We start from the raw sequence: 16616 nt of genomic DNA, 5'->3' as shown, positions 1-16616 counted from the left end.
CCTAGCGCACCGCGCGCAGGGCGGTGGTGAAACGCGGCAGGACGCGGCCCAGCACTTCGGCGATGTAGGTCAAGAACAACGTACCCACCGAGCTTTTGTAGTGCGCCGGGTCGCGGCTGGCGATGGCGAGAACGCCATGCAGGCCTTGATGGCTGAGGGCGACGACGGCAGTGGAGCCGATCTGCTTGCGCTGTTCGGCGCCAAACAGGAAGTCCAGCTCATGCTCGCGCAGGGTGCCGCTGATGGTCTTGCCTTCGGACAGCAGGCCGCCGATGGCGGTCTGTGCTTCGGCACCGCTGACCCATCGCCCCACCGGCATCGGGTTGTCGCTGAACAGGATCAGGCTGACAAAGGGCACCTGGAAATCCTGGCGCAGGCTGTCTTCCACGGCGATCACCGTTTCTTCCAGGCTGGTGGCGTCCATCAGTGTGAGGATCAGGCGGCGGGTTTTCTCGAACAGGCGGTCGTTGTCGCGGGCCACGTCCATCAGGTGCGAGAGCTTGTGGCGCATTTCGATGTTGCGCTCGCGCAGGATCTTCATCTGCCGCTCCACCAGCGACACGGTGTCGCCGCGCTGGTGGGGGATGCGCAGGGCCGGCAGCAGCTCCTCGTGTTCGACGAAGAAGTCCGGATTAGCCTCAAGGTACGCCGCGACGGCAGCGGCCTCCAGACTGTCGCTCGGGGATGCTTGTGCGGGTACTTGAGGCTTATCGGTCATTGGCTGGGCTCACTCATAGACGGACCTGTCCTTCGTATACACGCGAGGCCGGCCCGGTCATCAGTACCGGGTGGCCAGGGCCTGCCCATTCGATGGACAGACGTCCGCCGGGCAGGTCGATCAACAGTGGCGAATCCATCCACCCCTGGCTGATCGCGGCCACGGCAGCGGCGCAAGCACCGGTGCCGCAAGCCTGGGTTTCGCCGGCACCGCGTTCCCAGACGCGCAATTGCGCGCGGGAACGGTCGATCACCTGCAGGAAACCTACGTTGACCCGGGCCGGAAAGCGCGGGTGGTGTTCGAGCTTGGGCCCCAATTCGTGTACGGGCGCGTTATTGATGTCGTGGACCCGCAGTACCGCATGGGGGTTGCCCATGGACACGGCGGCCAGCTCGACACTCTGCCCGTCGACGTCGACCGTGTAGCTGGCGGCCTGCTCGGTGGCCTGGAACGGAATGTCCGCCGGCACCAGGCGTGGCGCGCCCATGTTGACGCTGATCTGGCCGTCGTTGCGGACGTCCAGTTCGATCACGCCGCTCTTGGTCTCGACGCGGATCTGGCGCTTGGCGGTCAGGCGCTTGTCCAGCACAAAGCGCGCAAAGCAGCGCGCGCCGTTGCCGCACTGTTCCACTTCGGAGCCGTCGGCGTTGAAGATCCGGTAACGGAAATCCACCTCCGGGTTGCTCGGCGCCTCGACGATCAGCAATTGGTCGAAACCGATGCCGGTGTGACGGTCGCCCCACTGTTTAGCGTGTTTGGGCAGGATATGCGCGTGCTGGCTGACCAGGTCGAGGACCATGAAATCATTGCCCAGCCCGTGCATCTTGGTAAAACGCAGCAGCATGGCTTACTCCGGCAGCAGGCTTTCGCCAGCATACAACTCGGCTACCGTCTCGCGGCGACGCACTTCAAACGCTTGATCACCGTCCACCAGCACCTCGGCGGTACGCCCGCGGGTGTTGTAGTTGGAACTCATGACAAACCCGTAGGCACCGGCCGAATGCACGGCCAGCAGGTCGCCTTCTTCCAGGGCCAGCTGACGATCCTTGGCCAGGAAGTCGCCGGTCTCGCAGATCGGGCCGACGATGTCGTAGGCGCGCGCTTCGCTGTCGCGAGGGGTTACGGCGGTGACGTTCATCCAGGCCTGGTACAGCGCTGGGCGGATCAGGTCGTTCATCGCCGCGTCGACGATGGCGAAATCCTTGTGTTCGGTGTGCTTGAGGTACTCGACCTGGGTCAGCAGCACGCCGGCGTTGGCGACGATATAGCGGCCCGGCTCGAACAGCAGCGCCAGGCCACGGCCTTCGATGCGCTCGCGCACAGCCTTGATGTAGTCGGCGATCTGCGGCGGCTCTTCATCGCGGTAACGCACACCTACGCCACCACCGAGGTCGATGTGGTGCAGGTAGATGCCGCACTCACCGAGGCGGTCGACCAGTGCCAGCAGGCGGTCGAGGGCGTCGAGGAACGGTGGCAGGGTGGTCAGTTGCGAGCCGATATGGCAGTCGACACCCAGTACTTCCAGGTTTGGCAGTTGGGCGGCGCGGATGTACACGTCCTCGGCGTCGGCAATGGCGATGCCGAACTTGTTCTCTTTGAGACCGGTGGAAATGTACGGGTGGGTGCCGGCGTCGACGTCCGGGTTGACGCGCAGGGAGATCGGCGCGCGAACGCCCATCTCGGCGGCCACCACTTGCAGGCGTTCCAGCTCGTCGGTGGATTCGACGTTGAAGCAGTGCACGCCGACTTCGAGGGCGCGGCGCATGTCGTCGCGGCTCTTGCCGACGCCGGAGAATACGATCTTGTCAGCCTGGCCGCCGGCGGCCAGTACACGTTCGAGCTCGCCACGGGAGACGATGTCGAAACCAGCGCCCAAGCGCGCCAGGACATTCAGTACACCCAGGTTGGAGTTGGCCTTGACCGCGTAGCACACCAGGCTCGGCGTGCCTTCCAGCGCGTCGGCAAAGCTGCGGTATTGGGCTTCGATGTGCGCACGGGAGTACACGTAGGTCGGGGTGCCAAAACGTTCGGCAATCGCGGACAGCGCCACGCCTTCCGCGAACAGCTCGCCGTTCCGGTAGTTAAAAGCGTCCATGAATGTCCCTTAGTAGGTGTCGTGCTTATGCGCTTTTGCAGATTTTTGCGACGATTGCGCCTGTTCATTCGGGTCTTTACTGTCGTCGGGCAGGTACAGCGGGCCTTTTTGACCACAGGCACTAACGAGGCAAGCGACCGCGACGAGCGCAGCAAGGGAAGAGATCAGGCGCTTCATGGCGAAATCCTTGAATATGCATTAATTGCGCCCGAGTATACCGACCACCCGCCAGCTTGCCTATGCGCTGAAATACCCGTCCGGCGGGGGTTTGCCGAGATGGCTGCGAAGCGGACTACGCTGACTGGGGATATTTCATACCGCCAATCGCGATGGAATCGGTATCCTTTGCAATCGGCCGGGCTCGCCCGTATCGTGCGGCGCTTGAGCAAAACCAGACACTTTTGAGGTTGCCACAATGAGTTTGACCGAAGCCCGTTTTCACGACTTGGTGGATGCGACCCAGCAGGCGCTGGAAGATATTTTCGACGACAGCGGCCTGGATGTAGACCTGGAGAATTCGGCTGGCGTGCTGACCGTCAAGTTCGAGAGTGGCCAACAACTGATCTTCAGCCGCCAGGAGCCGCTGCGTCAGCTGTGGCTGGCGGCGCGTTCCGGTGGCGTGCACTTCGACTACGACGAAGAAAGCGGCAAATGGCAGTGCGACAAGAGTGAAGAGTTGTTGGGCGAAATGCTTGCGCGCCTGGTCCACGAATACACCGGCGCCGAGCTGGACTTCGACGAGATCTGATGGTGACGCAGCCCGCTCCCGTACGTCCGCCCAAGCCGCTGTTCAGCAATGTCAGCCCGGCGGTGCCGTCACCTTGTATCAGTTTGTGTCGCCTGGACGAGGAAAAAGTCTGCCGCGGCTGCTTCCGTCACGTCGAAGACATCCGTGAATGGCGCTCCGCCGACGATGCGCGGCGCCGGGTGATTTGCGCCGAGGCCGAGCAGCGCAGGGCTGGCGCCTGAGGTCGTCTTGTTTATTTGTGACGCTGTGGTAGTGTCCGGCTACGCCTCAACTCATCGAGGCCAGTGAGAACCCCGCCTTTTTCTGGCGGGGTTTTGCTTTTTTGTGCAGAAAAAAGGAGTCTGCCTGAATCATGACCACCGCACCGTCCATCATCCTCACCCGTCTTGACGTGCAGCGTCTGGAGCAACTGATCGACCGCCTGGGCGACGAGTCTCCTGGCGTCGAAGCATTGCAAGCCGAACTCGACCGCGCCGAAGAGGTGGTTGGCCACGATGAAGTGCCTGCGGGTGTCGTGACCATGAACTCCAGCGTGCATTGCCGTGAACAAGGCAGTGGCAAGGACTACCACCTGACCCTGGTCTACCCGAAACACGCGAATGCCGATGAAGGCAAGATCTCGATCCTGGCACCTGTGGGCAGCGCGTTGCTGGGCCTGCAAGTGGGCCAGCATATCGACTGGCCGGCGCCCGGCGGCAAGACCCTCAAGCTGGAACTGCTCAGTGTTGACGGCCAGCCCAAGGACGGCGGCGCCTTCCCGCTCTAAATCTGCTTCAGCGCCGCGTTGAGCGACAGCTCCAGCTCGGCCTTGTAACGCAGGTACAGGTTGCTCGGGCTTTGCACGTCGCCGAGCAGGCCCGACAGGTCCAGATCGGTGATGTAGCAGCGGTAGCGCTCGGTTTCCCGGCGCTGCCCGACGATCTCCTGGGCGACCACGCTAAAGAGCTGGTCGCCAAATTCCAGTTCGCAGAACTCCCGCTGATTGCAATACAAGGTAACGCCCACCTGGCCCGGTGCGGCCTTGCCAATAATCGCCTGCACGTCATAAAACGGTTTGTTGGCCGAGTTCTGCGGCGCCGGACGCGGCTCGACGCTGCGCGCGCGATTGCTGCCCGACGGCAACAGTTGGTAATACAGGATTTGCACTTCACCCAAGGGTTGCCTGTTGTCCAGCGGTGCCAGTGCTTCGCGTCGATAGATGATCGATTGCAGGAAGCGCTGCAGCGGCGCCAACAGGCTCTGCTCATCATGAAACGGCAATTGCTGGCGCCAGAGCGCGTTGAACTCATCCAGCACGTACAGCTCGGCAACACCGTCGTTGACCCGGTAGAACACCTGCACGCAATCGGCCAGGCCCATGGGCAGCAACAGCGCCAGGTCGTCGCCTTCCAGTGCCATGGCGTCCAGGTGCAGCGGGCTGTAGCCTGCCAGCTCTTCGCTGAGGTAGCTGATCAATGCGTCCTGGGTTGGCAGCGGTACGTGGGTGGCCTGGCCCGGCACCAGCTCCATCACGTGATAGTGCTGCTGCACCTGCAACAGGTAGCGGTGATTGCCTTGAGCCAGCAGCAGGTTCTGCGCGGTGTCGAAGATGTCCTCGACGCGCTGGGCAATGAACTGCGCACGGTTGTGACAGAAACAGCGCACCCGCAGGCGTGGCAGGTGATCCGACGGCAGTTGGTTCAGGTAGTCGCGCAGGCAATCGAGCAGGGCGTGCGGGCCGTCGTAGCGGCTGACCAGCACCTCGTTCCAACTATTGAGCGTGACCTGATCCAGGGTCAGAACCAGGTTGTCACGCACCCCGGCGTAGCTCAGGGAGTCGGTACGCTCGGTGGTCATCAGGATGTTCAGGTCGCGGTGGTGCTTGAGCGGGTCGACGCCGACGTTGATCAACAGCAGCACTTCCTCTGGCACGGCCGAGCGCAGCAGGCGTTCTTCATCGACACTGGCCAGGGGCAGGGCGACCGTCTGTTGCAGGCTGCCGAGCAGGTTGAACAGCTCGAATTCGGTCATGTCGCTGATGCCAGGGTGCAGCGCCAGGCGCGTGCTGCTGTCGATGACGCCGTTGCGATGGCACCAGGTGAGCATCTCCAGCAGGTCGCGGCTGCGTTTGATCGGCGCGAAGTGTTCCGATTCCTGGGCTGTGAGGTTGCCGTTGTACAGGCCCCAGTAATGTTGACCGGGCTCCTTACGATTGGGCGATTGCACCAGGGTCAGGGTGTCTTCGGCCAGGTCCGGGGCGATGCCGGGGTTGATGAACTCGACTTTGCTGGCCTTGCGCTCGAACGCGGCGTACAGGCGGCGGCCGAGTACATTCAGGTCGCGCTTGTTGATCAGGCTGACGGTCTGCTCGGTGCGGGCGAACTGGGTAAGGAAGCGGTAGCTGTAGTTCAGCTCGTTGACCAGAGCGCGGCGCTCGGAGGCAACCTGGCGCACTTTCCATTGGCTGCGGCTGTCGAGCAGGGCCAGCTGGCGTTGGTCCCAGCCCCATTCGTGGGCCAGCCGCTCCAGCAGCAAGCGTTGCCAGCTGGTGGTGCGCTGGCCAGCGCTGAGCTTGCGGTTGACCTTCAGGTACAGGGCGCGTCGCACCAGTTCCAGACGCTCGGGCTCGTTGCGTGCCTTGAGGTATTCCTCGATGCGGCGGTAGACCACGATGTAGGGGTCCAACTCGTCGAGGTCGATCTGATTGGCGAACACCGCCCGCTTGAACCGCAGGCTCAAGCAATGCACGTGGGGGTGTTCGCTGGCGTAGACCTCGGTCAGCAGCAGCTTGAGCACCGATTTGTAGGGTGATTCGATGCCCTTGAACAGCTGCCACAGCCCGGCGCCGATGAACTCCCCCGGAGGGATGCGCGCCAGATGGCCGAGGTCGAGGGTTTCGTCGGCGCGGATAAAGCGCTTGGAGATCAGCGTGTGGGTGAATTCGGCGTAGCGGGTTTCTTCATACACCGGCACCAGCCACCAGATCGGCGTGCGTCCGGCCAGCCAGATGGCGGTACGGTAGAACTCGTCCAGCAGCAAGTAGTGCTGGGTGGTACCGCAGTCGTCGGAACTGAGCTGGGTGTCGCGCTCGCCCAGTACAAAGCGTGTCGGCTCGATCAGGAAGAAATGCGCTTCGGCGCCCATGCCCAGGGCCCAGGTTTCCAGCAACTGACACTTCTTGCGCAACTCGGCCAGTTCGTTTTCGCCGAGGTCCGGGGCGTGGCAGACCCACACGTCCATATCGCTCTGGTCGGCCTGGGCCAGGGTGCCGAGGCTGCCCATCAGAAACAGGCCGTGGATCGGCTGCGGCGGGTTGCCGTGGCGTGGCTTATAGGAAAACGAACGGGTCAGGCGCTGGGCTTCGGCCAGGGCTTGGGTGTCGGGTTCGAAATTCGACAGCCCGGCCGGCGTGCTTCCGGAGACGTAGCCGGGCAACAGCGGATGATTGACGTGGAAGAACAGCGGCAACAGGGTCAACACGCTTTGTTGGCGTGGTGTCAGCCCCTCGACAGCCCGGGCCATGCGGCCGTCGTTGAGCGCCATGAAGCGCGCACGCAGTTGGGCCAGCACCTTGCGGTCGATGCCTTCGTCCAGGTCAGGGCGGATTTCATGGGTGCGGGTCATGTCGAGCTCGGTGGCGCGCAGGGCCCGACGTGGGCGGCCGTATTGGAGTTTACCGCCAGGAGCATAGGAGGTTTAGAGGGTAATCGGTCTTTGACGTCAGAACTTTAACCCTTTCACAGCAGCGCCCCCGGAACCCGCATTGGGCGGACTCCATGGGCGGGTATCGAGCGTCAGGCGGCTTCTTTGGTACTGGCGGTGGTCAGGATGGTCAGCAGGGTTTGGGCCTGCTCTGCAGCGTCACGGCCAAGGCTGGTCAGGTAGCCTCCGTCCGGCTGGTCGATAAGTCCTTTGGCGTGGAGGCGCTTGGCTGCGGCGATAGCAGTGGGAGCGGCGGTCTGGTGGACTTTCAGACCTTCCTTGGTGCTGTCCAATGGGAAGAGTACAAGGATTTCCAGTTCGGCAACCAACTCAGGGGTATACGACATAAGGACTCCAGACTTTCTAAGAATTTATTAGAGGCTAGCAGGCCATAAGGTGAACGCACTTTGCCGAACTGTCCAGCGTGTTGCTGTGCCCTTGGATTATTGCTTTTCCGGCGGCAGATCCGGCAGGGCGCGCAGTGCAGTTTCATACCATTCGGTATTGAACGCACGGTCCTCTTCCAGCAGCGCATCAATCTCGACAGCCAGCACGTGGGCCATCAGTTGCAGGATTTCTTCACGCTCGTAACCCACCAGGGTCAACTTGTTGAACGTGGCCTTGGCCGCTGGTGGGTTTTCGCTTTCGATCTGGTTCTCGATCGCTTCGATCAGGGTGTTTTCGGCGAATTCTTCTTCGTCGTTGTCGATATCGGTCGGCTCGCTCATGGCAGGCTCCTCACAGGAAAGGGCGCCAGTCTACCCCCATTCAGGCGGGTGATGCTGCTGGCAACGTCGGGCTCTGGGAGCTATAACCCTTGCAGCCAACCCCATTCCCGGCCTGGAGGCGCCTGCAATGCTCAAGCTCTACGGATTCTCGGTCAGCAACTACTACAACATGGTCAAGCTCGCGCTGCTGGAGAAGGGACTGCCGTTCGAAGAGGTGCCCTTTTTTTCCGGGCAGACCTCCGATGTCTTTGCGGTCAGCCCACGTGGCAAGGTGCCAGTCCTCGGCGTCAAGCAGGGGTTTATCAACGAAACCAGCGTGATCCTCGAATACATCGAACAGAGCCAGGAAGGGCCTTCGCTGCTGCCCGCCGAGCCGTTCCAGCGAGCCCAGGTGCTGGCGCTGTGCAGGGAGATCGAGTTGTACATCGAGCTGCCGGCCCGTGCGTGTTACCCCGAAGCGTTTATGGGCATGCCGGTGCCGGAGGCGATCAAGGAGAAGTCCAGGTCCGAGTTGCTGCTGGGGTTCGGTGCGCTGGGCAGGCACGGCAAGTTTGCGCCGTATGTGGCGGGGGAGAGCTTCACGATTGCCGATCTGTATTTCATGTACAGCGTGAACCTCGCCTGCGCGGTGGGCGAGAAGCTGTTTGGGCTGGATTTGCTGGCTGAGATGCCGGCGGCCAAGGCGTTGCTGGAAAAACTGCATGCACTGCCCAATGCCCAGAAGGTCGCGGCGGACAGGGAAGCGGCGATGCCGGCGTTCAGGGCGATGATTGCTGCCAAGAAATAAGCAAGCCCGAGTGGATCAAGTGTGGGAGCGGGCTTGCTCGCGAAAGCGGTGTGTCAGTCAGCCCATAGCTAACTGATAGACCTTATTCGCGGGCAAGCCCGCTCCCACATTTGCCCGAGGTGTCTGGTAGTACTCGGTCTCTTGTGGGAGCTGGCTTGCCTGCGCTGCTTTTAGCTAGCGGCTGGCGAGCAATGCCTGGCCACGTGCAACGGCGGCCTTCACCTGCGCCGGTGCGGTCCCGCCAATATGGTCACGCGCATTCACCGAACCTTCCAGGGTCAGCACGGCAAACACATCCTGCTCGATCTGGTCACTGAACTGGCGCAGTTCTTCCAGGCTCATTTCCGCCAGGTCCTTGCCGGTGTCCACGCCGTATTTCACGGCGTGACCAACGATTTCGTGGCAGTCACGGAACGGCAGGCCGCGGCGTACCAGGTAGTCCGCCAGGTCGGTCGCGGTGGAGAACCCGCGCAGCGCCGCTTCACGCATGATCGCGTGCTTGGGCTTGATCGCCGGGATCATGTCGGCAAACGCGCGCAGCGAGTCGCGCAGGGTGTCGGCGGCGTCGAACAGCGGTTCCTTGTCTTCCTGGTTGTCCTTGTTGTAGGCCAATGGCTGGCCTTTCATCAGGGTCAGCAGGCCCATCAGTGCGCCGAATACGCGGCCGCTCTTGCCACGCACCAGCTCTGGCACGTCGGGGTTTTTCTTTTGCGGCATGATCGAACTGCCGGTGCAGAAGCGGTCCGGCAGGTCGATGAACTGGAATTGCGCGCTGGTCCACAGCACCAACTCTTCGGAGAAACGCGACAGGTGCATCATCGCGATGCTGGCCGCGGCGCAGAATTCGATGGCGAAGTCACGGTCGGACACGCCATCCAGGGAGTTGCCGCCCACGGCGTCGAAGCCCAGCAGTTGCGCGGTGTACGCGCGGTCGATCGGGTAGGTGGTGCCGGCCAGCGCGGCGCTGCCCAGCGGCATGCGGTTGGCGCGCTTGCGGCAATCCACCAGACGCTCGTAGTCGCGGCTGAGCATTTCGAACCAGGCCAGCAGGTGGTGGCCGAAAGTCACGGGCTGTGCGGTTTGCAGGTGGGTGAAGCCGGGCATTATGGTGGCGGATTCACGCTCGGCCTGCTCCAGCAGGCCTTTTTGCAGGCGGGTGATCTCGCCCAGGATCAAGTCAATCTCGTCACGAATCCACAGGCGGATGTCGGTGGCGACCTGGTCGTTGCGGCTACGGCCGGTGTGCAGTTTCTTGCCGGTCACACCGATGCGGTCGGTGAGGCGGGCCTCGATATTCATGTGCACGTCTTCCAGGTCGACGCGCCAGTCGAACGTGCCGGCTTCGATCTCACCCTGGATGGTGTTCAGGCCATCGATGATGCTGTCGCGCTCGGCGTCGGTCAGCACGCCGACCTTGGCCAGCATCGTGGCGTGGGCGATCGAGCCCATGATGTCGTGGCGGTACAGGCGCTGGTCGAAGGTGACGGAGGCGGTGAAGCGGGCGACGAAGGCGTCGACGGGTTCACTGAAGCGGCCGCCCCAGGACTGGTTGGTCTTGTCGGTGCTCATGGATTCGCTCGTGATCTGCTTTAAAGAGGCTTGGAGGTGTGCCGGCGATAATAACAGGGTTGCCCGTGGAGGCGGTGCTACGGGTGATCGGCATTTTTATTTGCACGAAGGATGGCAAAGTGCCTTGCCGCCGGACGCGTCCGGGAAGAGACTGGACTCGGGTGTTTATTGAAACGATATTTGACGATAGAGCAATACCGTCGCAGTGAGCGTCTACAGTTGCACTGAACAGAGCGTGAATGCACCAATGTCGGGTGCTGCGGTCAGAGCCCTGACTATCCATCAAACACGGGGGGATTCGGATTGTGTATCAGCAAACCCTACGACGATGCCCGAAGTCAGAAGGTCCTGGGCGCAATTGAACAGGTCCGGGTAAATATGGGTGCCGCTGTCAGGGCACTTTTTGCCGCTCGCGCTAGTCTTAGCGTGGATCGCTGTGACGCAAGTCACCGCACCTGTCTACGCTATCCTTGTGCGAGACTCACGCAGGAATCCAGCGCAATATGAATGTCCTGATCGTTGAAGACGAACCCCAAGCCCGCGAGCGACTGAGCCGTTTGGTCAGTGAACTCGAGGGTTATACAGTCCTTGAACCGAGCGCCACCACGGGCGAAGAAGCGTTGACGCTGATCGACAGCCTCAAGCCGGATGTGGTGTTGCTCGATATTCGCCTGCCGGGCCTTGATGGCCTGCAAGTCGCCGCCCGCCTGAGCGAGCGTGAATCGCCACCGGCGTTGGTGTTGTGCGCGGCCGAAGCGGAATTTTCGGCGCAGACCCTTGAGGTCAGTGGCGTCAGCTTCCTGTCCAAGCCGGTCGAGGCAGGTGCGTTGCTCAAAGCTCTGAAAAAGGCCGAGCGCCCCAACCGCAGCCAGCTCACCGCCTTGACCCAGCCTGCCGCCCAAAGTGGCAACGGGCCGCGCAGCCATATCAGCGCGCGTACCCGCAAGGGCATCGAGTTGATTCCCCTGAGCCAGGTGGTCTACTTTATTGCCGATCACAAATACGTGACCCTGCGCCACGAGGGCGGTGAAGTGCTGCTCGATGAGCCGCTCAAGGCCCTTGAGGATGAGTTCGGCGACCGCTTCGTGCGAATCCACCGCAATGCCCTGGTGGCCCGCGATCGCATTGAACGCCTGCAACGCACGCCACTGGGGCACTTTCAGTTGTTCCTGAAAGGGCTTAATGGCGATGCGTTGATCGTCAGCCGACGCCATGTCGCCGGTGTGCGCAAGATGATGCAGCAGCTTTAGCCCAAGGGTTTTGGCGCTACCTGCAGTCCTTATCCCGGTGCGATGCGGCCAGGGAGGCCCCGCACTTGCTGATTCAAATCAAAGCGTATTTGCCTGAGCTGTTATTATCTGCCGTATCTATTCAGTACGGATTGATCCATGTCCTCTCGCGAAATCCGCATCGCCACCCGTAAAAGTGCCCTTGCCCTGTGGCAGGCCGAATACGTCAAAGCACGCCTCGAGCAGGCCCATCCCGGCCTCACGGTGTCCCTGGTGCCCATGGTCAGTCGCGGCGACAAGCTGCTCGACTCGCCGCTGTCGAAGATCGGCGGCAAGGGCCTGTTCGTCAAGGAACTGGAAACCGCGTTGCTGGACAACGAAGCCGACATCGCCGTGCATTCGATGAAAGATGTGCCCATGGACTTCCCTGAAGGCCTGGGCCTTTTTTGTATCTGCGAGCGCGAAGATCCGCGCGATGCCTTCGTCTCCAATACCTACGCGTCCCTGGATGAGTTGCCCCAGGGCAGCATCGTCGGCACCTCCAGCCTGCGGCGTCAGGCGCAGCTGTTGACCCGTCGCCCGGACCTGCAGATCCGCTTCCTGCGCGGCAACGTCAACACGCGCCTGGCCAAGCTGGATGCCGGTGAATATGACGCGATTATCCTGGCGGCAGCCGGTCTGATCCGCTTGGGCTTCGAAGACCGCATCACGTCGGCCATCAGCGTCGAAGACAGCTTGCCGGCCGGTGGCCAGGGCGCCGTGGGTATCGAATGCCGCACCGCTGACACTGAAATCCACGCACTGCTCAAGCCTCTTGATCACCACGACACTGAGGTGCGCGTTACCGCCGAACGTGCCCTGAACAAACACCTTAATGGGGGCTGCCAGGTGCCCATCGCCTGTTACGCGGTGCTCGAAGGTGAAAACCTGTGGCTGCGCGGCCTGGTCGGCGACCCGGACGGCGGCACCTTGTTAACCGCCGAGGTCCGTGGCCCGCAGGGCGACGCGGCAGCTTTGGGTATTCAGGTGGCCAACGCGCTGCTGGACCAGGGCGCTGGTGCCATCCTGCAAAAAGTCTACGGCGAGGCCGGCCCGCAGTGACCGATTGGCGTGTGCTGCTGACGCGGCCTGCCGAGGAGTGTCTGGCCTTGGCGGCGTCGTTGTCGGCAGCCGGGATCTTCAGCAGCAGCCTGCCGTTGCTGGACATCGAGCCGCTTCCCGTCACCCCCGAACAACAGGCCGTGTTTCGTGACCTGGGCCGCTATTGCGCGGTGATTGTGGTCAGCAAGCCGGCCGCCCGCCTGGCGTTGCAGCAGTTGGATCGCGCCTGGCCGCAGTTGCCGTGGTTCAGCGTCGGCGCCGCCACGGCCCAGGTATTGGCCGATCATGGCCTCAACGTTCACTATCCCCCAACCGGCGACGACAGCGAGGCCTTGCTAGCACTACCCGCCTTGCGCGAGGCTATCGCACGGCCTGGCGCCCGGGTGTTGATCCTGCGCGGCGAAGGCGGCCGGGAGCTGCTGGCTGAGCGTTTGCGCGAGAGAGGTGCTAGTGTCGACTATCTGGAGTTGTACCGTCGTTTCCTACCGACCTACGCCGCTGGGGCACTGGTGCAACTCATCCAGTTGGAACGCTTGAACGGCGTGGTGGTCAGCAGTGGGCAGGGTTTTTTACACCTGCAAGCCCTGGCCGGTGTCGATTGGCCCCAGGTGGCACAGTTGCCGTTGTTCGTGCCGAGCCCGCGAGTCTGTGAGATGGCGCGGGCTGCCGGCGCAGAAAAAGTTGTGGATTGTCGCGGCGCGAGTGCCGCGGCGTTGTTAGTGGCGTTGCGCGCCCATCGTGCGGCCACTCTCTGATACGCAAAGGACGGATACGTGAGCGAAACAGCCTTGCCCAAAGATGAAACCCAACCCGCAGCTGCTGCGTCGGTTGAGTCAGCTGTCACCGCGCCACGCCGTGGCAATGGCCTGGCGATCGTTGCCCTGTTACTCGGTGCGGCCGGTGTTGCCGCTGGCGGCTGGGGGCTCTGGCAGGTCCGTGCCTTGCAAGCCGGCAGCCAGCAACAGCTGGGCCAGGTGCAGACGCTTGCCGAACAGACTCAAGGCCTCAAGCAGGGTCAGCAACAGTTGGCGGCACGCCTGGCCCAGTTGCCGGCTGCGGACGAGCTCGAAGAGCGTCGCCGCCTGGTAGCCCAATTGCAGGGCGATCAACAGCGCCTCAGCCAGCGCCTGGAAACCGTGCTGGGTGCCAGCCGCCAGGATTGGCGCCTGGCGGAAGCCGAGCACCTGATCCGTCTGGCCAGCCTGCGTTTGTCGGCCTTGCAGGACATCAACAGCGCCCAGTCGCTGGTGCAGGGCGCCGACGAAATCCTGCGTGAGCAAAGCGATCCGGGCGCCTACGCCGCCCGTGAACAATTGGCCAAGAGCCTGGCCGCGCTGCGCAGTACCGAGCAGCCGGACCGCACCGGGCTGTACCTGCAACTGGCGGCGCTGCGCGATCAGGTGGTGCAACTGGCCGCGATCGCACCGGAATATCAGCTCACCGAACCTGCGTCCCAAGGGCGCCCGACCACCGATACCGAAAGCCGCTGGAGCCAATGGTGGGAGCAGATCTCGCGCTACTTCCGCATCGACTTCAACCCTGACGACAACATCCGCCCACTCCTGGCCGGCCAGGGTTTGAACCAGGTGCGCCTGGCCCTGAGCCTGGCGCTGGAGCAGGCGCAATGGGCTGCGCTCAACGGCGAGACGGCGGTCTACAGCCGCTCGTTGGGCGAGGCGCGTAGCGTGCTGCAAGACAACTTCAATCAGGACAACCCGCAGAGCAAGGCGATGCTGGCGCGTATCGCCGAGCTTGAGCCCAAGGCCGTGTCGGTGGTGACGCCGGATCTGGCGGCGAGCCTGGCAGCTGTGCAGGCATACCTTGAGCGCCGCCATTTGTCTGCCGACGAAGCCAAGGCGTCGGCGGGTAAGCCGGCCACCCAGGAGTGAAGCCGATGAAGCGTTTCTATGTGGTCCTCGTGCTGGCGATTGCAATCGCCCTGGCACTGGCTGTGGGCATCTCGAAACATACCGGCTACGTGCTGATTACCTATCCCCATGTGCTGAATTACGAGTCGAGCCTGTGGGCGACGCTGGTGGCGGTGTTTGCCATCGGCCTGGCGATCTACCTGGTCCGCCTGTTGTTGAGCCTGGTGACCACCTCCGGCGGCGTGGTCAACCCGTGGTCGCGGCGCAACCGCAGCCGCCGTGTGCAGATCGCGATTGAGCAGGGCCAGATGGACCTCGCCGAAGGCCGCTGGGCCAGCGCCGAGCGTCACCTGCATCGCGCCGCCGAAGCGGAGCGCCAGCCATTGCTCTACTACCTCGGTGCCGCGCGTGCGGCGAACGAGCAGGGTCGTTATGAAGAGGCGGATGGTTTGCTGGAGCGCGCCTTGGAGCGTCAGCCCCAAGCCGAGTTGGCGGTAGCCTTGAGCCATGCGCAATTGCAGATGGATCGCGGCGACACTGAGGGTGCCCTCGTCACCTTGCAGGCCATGCACGCCCGTCATCCCCATAACGCCCAGGTCCTGCGCCAATTGCAACGCCTGCATCAGCAGCGTGGCGATTGGTCGTCGGTGATTCGCCTGCTGCCCGAGTTGCGCAAGGACAAAGTGTTGCCCGCCACCGAACTGGCCGAACTGGAGCGTCGCGCCTGGGGTGAAAACCTCAGCCTGGCGGCCCAGCGCGAGGAGCAGGGCGAAGCGGGCTTGCAGTCCCTTGAGCGGGCCTGGCAGCAACTGACCTCTGCCCAGCGTCAGGAGCCGCAGTTGGTGCTGGCGTATGCCGAACAGCTGCGCCAACTGGGCGCCGACGCGAAGGCCGAAGAGGTGCTGCGCGGGGCGCTCAAGCGCGGTTATGACAGTCATCTGATCCGACTGTATGGCTTGCTGCGTGGCAGTGATCCGGCGCGGCAACTGAAGTTTGCCGAGGGCTGGCTCAAGGACCATCCGGGCGATGCCAGCCTGCTGCTGACCCTGGGCCGCCTGTGTCTGCAAAACAGCCTGTGGGGCAAGGCACGCGACTATCTGGAAAGCAGCCTGCAGGTGCAGCGCAACCCCGAAGCCTGTGCCGAACTGGCGCGCCTGCTGGCGCAACTGGGCGATACTGAACGCAGTAATCAGCTGTTCCAGGAAGGCCTCGGCCTGCTGGATAACCGCCTGCTTGCTTCACCTTTGCCGGTGCCTGCGCGAGTCTGAAGTAGGAAGGATGCAAGGGGTGGCTCGGATACGTCTGACGGCCAACCCCTCAAGTCTACGCATTTACTCGGCCGAATCGCATTCGTCATAAACTCCTACGTAGCGTTGTGTTATGTCCTCCAAACTCTGGTGGGATGTCCTTACGTTTTCGCGGAATTGTCTGCTCTAGCGCGTATTGAAAGGGGTCAGGCCTTTCCTCTACCGTAACGACCTATCTTTTGCGGTACGGATAAACAATGTCTCTGGCCCCCTCACGTTCCCTGTTTCTCCTGGCGTTCATGGCAGGTGTGCTGACGTTGGGCGCGTCTTTCTACCTGGAATATGGCGCGCTTCTGCGGCCCTGCTTCCTGTGCCAGGTGCAGCGGGTATTTCTCGCCACGTTCACGCTGATCAACTTGATCGCGGTCGCTCATAACCCCAGACGTTTCGCCGCGGGTCTGTACGGGTTGGCGGGCATGGGGTGTGCGTTGCTTGGCGCAATTGCCGCAGCACGCCAGGTATTGCTGCAGAGCAGCACGTCGGGTGTAGCCCCTGAATGTTGGCCAAGCCTGCAGGACATGCTGGAAAAGCTGTCGTTCTGGCAGGCGGTGCACGCGATTTTCAACGGTACCGTCGATTGCGTGGAAATCAACTGGACGCTATTCGATTTGAGCCTCCCCGAGTGGAGCCTGTTGTTCTTTGTCGCGATGCTGATCCTGGGGGTCATGCAGTTTGCGGGGCTGTTGTCCGGCCAGCGATTGAGTCTGGGTTAGCACGCAAATCAACATTAGGGTTGTAGGACGGGATTAAACACTTGTATGAACTTTCTGTCCTGCGTACCTTGA

At 62.4% G+C, this 16616-nt stretch carries 18 protein-coding genes; 10 read left to right on the top strand and 8 right to left on the bottom strand.

All coding sequences use genetic code 11. The features are described from left to right. Window position 1 precedes the first annotated feature (1 nt). The 4 genes from LIY36_RS01975 to lptM are packed head-to-tail and all read right to left on the bottom strand — an operon-like array spanning window position 2 to window position 2990. A complete protein-coding gene (locus tag LIY36_RS01975; protein ID WP_192297974.1) occupies window positions 2-718 on the bottom strand; it encodes a DUF484 family protein in 717 nt (238 codons plus the stop codon). Between the two features lie 13 nt (window positions 719-731). Continuing rightward, entirely contained in the window at window positions 732-1562 is an 831-nt protein-coding gene (gene dapF, locus LIY36_RS01970) for a diaminopimelate epimerase (protein WP_192297973.1), read from the bottom strand. A 3-nt stretch (window positions 1563-1565) separates the two neighbouring features. Next, window positions 1566-2813 (bottom strand): diaminopimelate decarboxylase, encoded by a 1248-nt coding sequence (gene lysA, locus LIY36_RS01965; protein WP_192297972.1) that lies wholly within the window; start codon window positions 2811-2813, stop codon window positions 1566-1568. 9 nt (window positions 2814-2822) lie between these two features. Further along, window positions 2823-2990, bottom strand: a complete 168-nt coding sequence (gene lptM / locus LIY36_RS01960; protein ID WP_192297971.1) for an LPS translocon maturation chaperone LptM — start codon at window positions 2988-2990, stop codon at window positions 2823-2825. 238 nt (window positions 2991-3228) lie between these two features. On the opposite strand from lptM, the gene cyaY reads away from it, so the two are divergent. The 3 genes from cyaY to rnk all read left to right on the top strand — a co-directional run bounded on the left by cyaY (window position 3229) and on the right by rnk (window position 4327). Continuing rightward, window positions 3229-3561 carry an iron donor protein CyaY gene (gene cyaY, locus LIY36_RS01955; RefSeq protein WP_027608321.1) on the top strand — a complete coding sequence of 111 codons (333 nt, stop codon included), beginning with the start codon at window positions 3229-3231 and terminating at the stop codon, window positions 3559-3561. 2 nt (window positions 3562-3563) lie between these two features. Then, window positions 3564-3782 (top strand): DUF1289 domain-containing protein, encoded by a 219-nt coding sequence (locus LIY36_RS01950; protein ID WP_192298242.1) that lies wholly within the window; start codon window positions 3564-3566, stop codon window positions 3780-3782. A 131-nt stretch (window positions 3783-3913) separates the two neighbouring features. Then, complete coding sequence (rnk, locus tag LIY36_RS01945) at window positions 3914-4327, top strand: nucleoside diphosphate kinase regulator (RefSeq protein WP_192297970.1); 414 nt, start codon at window positions 3914-3916, stop codon at window positions 4325-4327. Here the strand turns inward: rnk and LIY36_RS01940 are convergent. The 3 genes from LIY36_RS01940 to LIY36_RS01930 form a co-directional block, all read right to left on the bottom strand. After that, window positions 4324-7164 carry a class I adenylate cyclase gene (locus LIY36_RS01940; RefSeq protein WP_226454653.1) on the bottom strand — a complete coding sequence of 947 codons (2841 nt, stop codon included), beginning with the start codon at window positions 7162-7164 and terminating at the stop codon, window positions 4324-4326. The genes rnk and LIY36_RS01940 overlap by 4 nt on opposite strands. 170 nt (window positions 7165-7334) lie before the next feature. Next, window positions 7335-7589: a TIGR02647 family protein gene (locus LIY36_RS01935; RefSeq protein WP_003195403.1), complete on the bottom strand. Its 255-nt coding sequence runs from the start codon at window positions 7587-7589 to the stop codon at window positions 7335-7337. Window positions 7590-7685: 96 nt separating this feature from the next. Next, complete coding sequence (locus LIY36_RS01930; RefSeq protein WP_192297968.1) at window positions 7686-7970, bottom strand: hypothetical protein; 285 nt, start codon at window positions 7968-7970, stop codon at window positions 7686-7688. Window positions 7971-8097: 127 nt separating this feature from the next. Here LIY36_RS01930 and LIY36_RS01925 point away from each other — a divergent pair, with 127 nt between their 5' ends. Beyond that, window positions 8098-8757, top strand: a complete 660-nt coding sequence (locus LIY36_RS01925) for a glutathione S-transferase family protein (RefSeq protein ID WP_226454652.1) — start codon at window positions 8098-8100, stop codon at window positions 8755-8757. Between the two features lie 174 nt (window positions 8758-8931). Here LIY36_RS01925 and argH read toward each other — a convergent pair whose 3' ends face one another. After that, window positions 8932-10326: an argininosuccinate lyase gene (argH, locus tag LIY36_RS01920; protein WP_192297966.1), complete on the bottom strand. Its 1395-nt coding sequence runs from the start codon at window positions 10324-10326 to the stop codon at window positions 8932-8934. Between the two features lie 503 nt (window positions 10327-10829). On the opposite strand from argH, the gene LIY36_RS01915 reads away from it, so the two are divergent. From LIY36_RS01915 to LIY36_RS01890, 6 genes are all read left to right on the top strand, one after another. Next, window positions 10830-11576, top strand: a complete 747-nt coding sequence (locus tag LIY36_RS01915) for a LytR/AlgR family response regulator transcription factor (protein WP_192297965.1) — start codon at window positions 10830-10832, stop codon at window positions 11574-11576. Window positions 11577-11714: 138 nt separating this feature from the next. Next, window positions 11715-12656, top strand: coding sequence for a hydroxymethylbilane synthase (gene hemC, locus LIY36_RS01910; RefSeq protein WP_192297964.1), 942 nt, complete (start codon window positions 11715-11717; stop codon window positions 12654-12656). Next, a complete protein-coding gene (locus LIY36_RS01905; RefSeq protein WP_226454651.1) occupies window positions 12653-13411 on the top strand; it encodes a uroporphyrinogen-III synthase in 759 nt (252 codons plus the stop codon). Before hemC ends, LIY36_RS01905 begins: the two co-directional genes overlap by 4 nt. An 18-nt stretch (window positions 13412-13429) precedes the next feature. After that, window positions 13430-14545 carry a uroporphyrinogen-III C-methyltransferase gene (locus LIY36_RS01900; protein ID WP_226454650.1) on the top strand — a complete coding sequence of 372 codons (1116 nt, stop codon included), beginning with the start codon at window positions 13430-13432 and terminating at the stop codon, window positions 14543-14545. A 5-nt stretch (window positions 14546-14550) separates the two neighbouring features. Further along, on the top strand, window positions 14551-15792 hold the full coding sequence (locus LIY36_RS01895) for a heme biosynthesis protein HemY (RefSeq protein WP_226454649.1): 1242 nt from the start codon (window positions 14551-14553) through the stop codon (window positions 15790-15792). Window positions 15793-16028: 236 nt separating this feature from the next. Then, window positions 16029-16544 (top strand): disulfide bond formation protein B, encoded by a 516-nt coding sequence (locus LIY36_RS01890; RefSeq protein WP_226454648.1) that lies wholly within the window; start codon window positions 16029-16031, stop codon window positions 16542-16544. Window positions 16545-16616: the final 72 nt, after the last annotated feature.

The sequence above is a fragment of the Pseudomonas sp. AF03-9 genome, from assembly GCF_020515815.1.
Taxonomy (GTDB): domain Bacteria; phylum Pseudomonadota; class Gammaproteobacteria; order Pseudomonadales; family Pseudomonadaceae; genus Aquipseudomonas.
The sequence above is the reverse complement of the archived record's forward strand: the minus strand, read 5'-3'. Positions and strand labels throughout refer to the sequence as shown.